The 251-nt window shown below is 72.1% G+C and carries 1 protein-coding gene; it reads left to right on the forward strand.

All coding sequences use genetic code 11. The features are described 5' to 3' along the window. On the forward strand, positions 1–251 hold a 251-nt coding region (locus tag OR16_RS37400), incomplete at both ends, for a hypothetical protein (RefSeq protein WP_006164330.1).

Genomic DNA, 251 nt, shown 5'->3' on the forward strand with positions numbered 1-251 from the left:
ACGCTCGGCAGCCTGGAGTCCGGTATCCAGGCCAGCAACGCGCTGTCGGTGACGGCCGGCGGCCAGGTGCTCAACACCGGCAACCTGATGGGCAGCCAGGTCGACGTCACCGGCGCCGCCCTGGTGAACGGCTACACCAGCCCGACACAACCCACGCCACCCGCAACCGGCCCGCAGCAAGTCATCTCGCTAGGCCCCGTGGCAACCCCCGGCGGCGCGGTGCCGGCGGCCACGCCGGTGAACAACCCGAC

Origin of the sequence: Cupriavidus basilensis OR16, from assembly GCF_000243095.1 — a bacterium.
GTDB lineage: Bacteria > Pseudomonadota > Gammaproteobacteria > Burkholderiales > Burkholderiaceae > Cupriavidus > Cupriavidus basilensis_D.